3 protein-coding genes are annotated in these 3287 nt (G+C 68.1%); all 3 read right to left on the minus strand.

Going from position 1 to position 3287, the window contains the following annotated elements:
- A partial coding sequence (locus tag AOZ53_RS07855; protein ID WP_197286463.1) for an aromatic amino acid ammonia-lyase occupies window positions 1–650 on the minus strand: 650 nt, incomplete at its 3' end.
- 186 nt (window positions 651–836) lie between these two features.
- The gene (locus tag AOZ53_RS07860) at window positions 837–2273 is read right to left on the minus strand and encodes a dihydrolipoyl dehydrogenase (protein ID WP_054487477.1); all 1437 of its coding nucleotides are present in this window, start codon (window positions 2271–2273) and stop codon (window positions 837–839) included.
- Window positions 2274–2474: 201 nt separating this feature from the next.
- Entirely contained in the window at window positions 2475–3203 is a 729-nt protein-coding gene (locus AOZ53_RS07865; RefSeq protein WP_006394714.1) for a glutathione peroxidase, read from the minus strand.
- Window positions 3204–3287 lie beyond the last annotated feature (84 nt).

The following is a 3287-nucleotide window of genomic DNA, read 5'->3' on the forward strand; positions in this document are numbered from 1 at the left end:
TGCGCGGCCAGCACCGCATAGGCAAGCGAGGCGGTCGCGCCATTGATCAACGCCGTCGCGTCCTTGGCCTGCACGTCCATCGTGGGCGCCATGCTGGCCTGCTCGAAGGCGCGCGCGGCGGGCATCGCCTCGCCCCGGTAGGTGACGCGCGATTCCGGCAGGCCCATCAGGGCGCCGCTCATCAGGGCCAGCGGCGCCAGGTCGCCGCTGGCGCCGACGCTGCCCTTGGACGGCACCACCGGCGTGATGCCGTGATTGAGCATGGCGATGAGCCGGTCGATGATCGCGACCCGCACGCCGGAATGGTTGCTGGCGAAGGCATTCACCCGCAGCGCCATCATGGCGCGCACCACCTCGTCCGGCATCGGCTCGCCCGTGCCCGCCGAATGCGAGCGCACCAGGCTGGCCTGGAACGTGGCGATCTCGGCCGGCGCGATGCGCTGGCTCTTGAGCGCCCCCACGCCGGTGTTGAAGGCGTACATCAGCGGCGCGGCATCGTTGAGCCAGTGCGCTTCGATGTAGCCGCGGGTCGCGTCCAGGGCCTGGCGGGCGGAGTCAGCCAGGGCGACGGTCGCTCCGCCGCGCGCGATGGCGACAACGTCCTCGGCGCGCAGATGCGCGCCGTCCAGCGTGATGACGGGAGTGTTCATGGGCGAGGGCTAAAGTGGTTTTTATAGATTATCTATAAAATTTCCTGGCGTGACAAGAAATCCACACGGTTCCTCCGTCGCCCCGAGGCCTGGCGCCCCGTCAGCCGGGCCGCCCTCTTCCGCGCATCGGCCCAGGACGCAAAAAAGGCTGCCCAAAAGGGCAGCCTTTTCCACGCCTCGATACCTTCAGGCCGCGGCGTCTTCCGCTTCCACCTGGCGCAGCGCCTCCTGCGCCCGCGCCAGCTTGGCGGCGGCATCGCGCAGCGCGGTGCGCAGGCCTTCCTCGATGACCGGATGGTAGAACGGCATTTCCAGCATGCGCGCCACGGTCAGCTCCTGCTGCACGGCCCAGGCCAGCAGATGGCCGATGTGCTCGGCGCTGGGGCCGACCATTTCCGCACCCAGGAAGCGGCCGCTGGCAATATCGGCGTACACGTGCAGCAGGCCGCGGTTCTTCAGCATCACCCGCGAACGGCCCTGGTCGCCGAAATCGACCTCGCCCGTCACGAAGGTGCCCGGCGTCAGGCGGGCATGGCCCTGCCCGGCCAGCGCGATCTGCGGGTCCGAGAACACCACCGCCAGCGGCGCGCGCCGCAGGCCCTGGCGCACCTCGGGGTAGCGCGCGGCGTTCTCGCCGGCGATGCGGCCTTCGTCGGCCGCTTCGTGCAGCAGCGGTGCGTCGGCGTTGGCGTCGCCGGCGATGAAGATCGCCGACTCGCCCGCCTGCATGGTGTCGCGGCCGAACAGCGGCACGCCCTGCGCGTTCAGCTGCAGCGAGGTGTTCTCCAGGCCCAGGCCGTCCACGTTGGGACGGCGGCCGGTGGCCACCAGCGCGTAGTCGAAGCGCTCGGTGCGTTCGGTGTTGTCCAGCGCCACGTAGCGCACCTCGACCTCGTCGCCGACGCGCTGCGTTTCCAGCACGCGCGCATCCGGATCCAGGTAGAACTCCTGCTGGAAGATCTTGCGGGCGCTGTGGCGCACCTGCGGATCGCTGATGCCGCCCAGGCTGCCGCTGACGCCGAACACGCGCACCTCGACGCCCAGCCGCGCCAGCGCCTGGCCCAGCTCCAGCCCGATCACGCCGGGGCCGAACACCGCCACGCGGCGCGGCAGGTCATCCCAGGCGAACACGTCGTCATTGAGCACCAGGCGGTCGCCCAGCGCGCGGAACGGCGGCGGCACCGACGGCCGCGAACCGGTCGCGATCACCACGCGGGACGCGTGGATCTCGGTGTGGTCATCGACCCGCAGCACCGTATCCGATTCAAAGCGGGCATAGCCGCGGATCTTGTCTTCGGCCGGGATGTTCTCCACGCCCTCGAGCACGAAGCCGACGAAACGGTCGCGCTCGCGCTTGACGCGGTCCATCACCTCTTCGCCGTTGACCGTGACCTCGCCCTCGACGTGCACCCCGAACGGCACGGTGTGCGCCGCCTGGTGGGCCGCTTCGGCGGCGGCGATCAGCAGCTTGGACGGCATGCAGCCGACCCGGGCGCAGGTGGTGCCATAGGGACCGCCTTCGATCAGCAGCGCGCGCTTGCCCGCGGCCTTGGCGGCGCGATAGGCGGCCAGGCCGGCGGTGCCGGCGCCCAGGATGGCGATATCGGTGTGCAGAGTCTTCATGAGTGGGATCCCCCGGGTGTAGCGTGGAGCAAAAGTGTCGAAAGCGGATTCCGCCTTGTTGCGCACCCTCGGGACGAACGCCGTCCCGCGGCGCCCGGTCGGGGCCGCTCGAAGATGCGGAAAAAGGGAAACCGGCGAGCCGGGCCGCCAGCGGCGGCCCGGCGCGGAAAGGAGCGCGGCGCGCCCCCTTCCCGGCCAGCATCAGGCGAAGTGCGCCTTCAGGTCGTCCAGGCCGCCGATCAGCGAACCGTTGATGAACACCTGCGGAGCGGTGCCCTTGCCGGACACGGCGCCGATCACGCGGCCGCGGACCTTGTTCTCCAGCGGAATCTCGATCGGGGCATAGCCCTTGTCTTCGAGCAGCGCCTTGGCTTCCACGCAGAACGGGCAGCCGGGCTTGGAGAACACCACCACCTGGTCGGGCTTCTTGGCCGTCGGGGCGAAGTGGGCGAGCATGGTGTCGGCGTCCGACACTTCAAACGGGTCGCCTTCCTTTTCGGGCTCGATGAACATCTTCTGCACCACGCCGTCCTTGACGAGCATGGAGTAGCGCCAGCTGCGCTTGCCGAAGCCCAGGTCGCTCTTGTCGACCAGCATGCCCATGCCGGCGGTGAATTCACCGTTGCCGTCGGGCAGCAGCGTGATGTTGGCCGATTCCTGGTCCTTGGCCCATTCGTTCATGACGAAGGTGTCGTTGACCGACACGCAGACGATGCTGTCGACGCCGGCGGCGGCGAAGGCCGGGGCCAGTTCGTTGTAGCGCGGCAGGTGGGTCGACGAGCAGGTCGGCGTGAAAGCGCCGGGAAGCGAAAAGACCACGACCGTCTTGTTCTTGAACAGGTCGTCGGTCGTGACCTTTTTCCAGGTGTTGCCCTCGCGGACGGGGAACGTTACGTTGGGAACACGTTGGCCTTCACGGTTTTGCAGCATTCAATCTCTCCTTGGGGTAGCGGGGTTGTTTAACCACCATGGAAAGAATGATAAACGGCAGCTATCAATTATTCAAATTTAATT

Origin of the sequence: Achromobacter sp. 2789STDY5608621 (genome assembly GCF_001299375.1) — a bacterium.
Classification (GTDB): domain Bacteria; phylum Pseudomonadota; class Gammaproteobacteria; order Burkholderiales; family Burkholderiaceae_B; genus Achromobacter; species Achromobacter insuavis.

Coding starts and splice junctions, on each gene's coding strand:
- AOZ53_RS07860 (WP_054487477.1), bottom strand. CDS start 2,273: ATGAAGACTCTGCACACCGATATCGCCATCCTGGGCGCCGGCACCGCC.
- AOZ53_RS07865 (WP_006394714.1), bottom strand. CDS start 3,203: ATGCTGCAAAACCGTGAAGGCCAACGTGTTCCCAACGTAACGTTCCCC.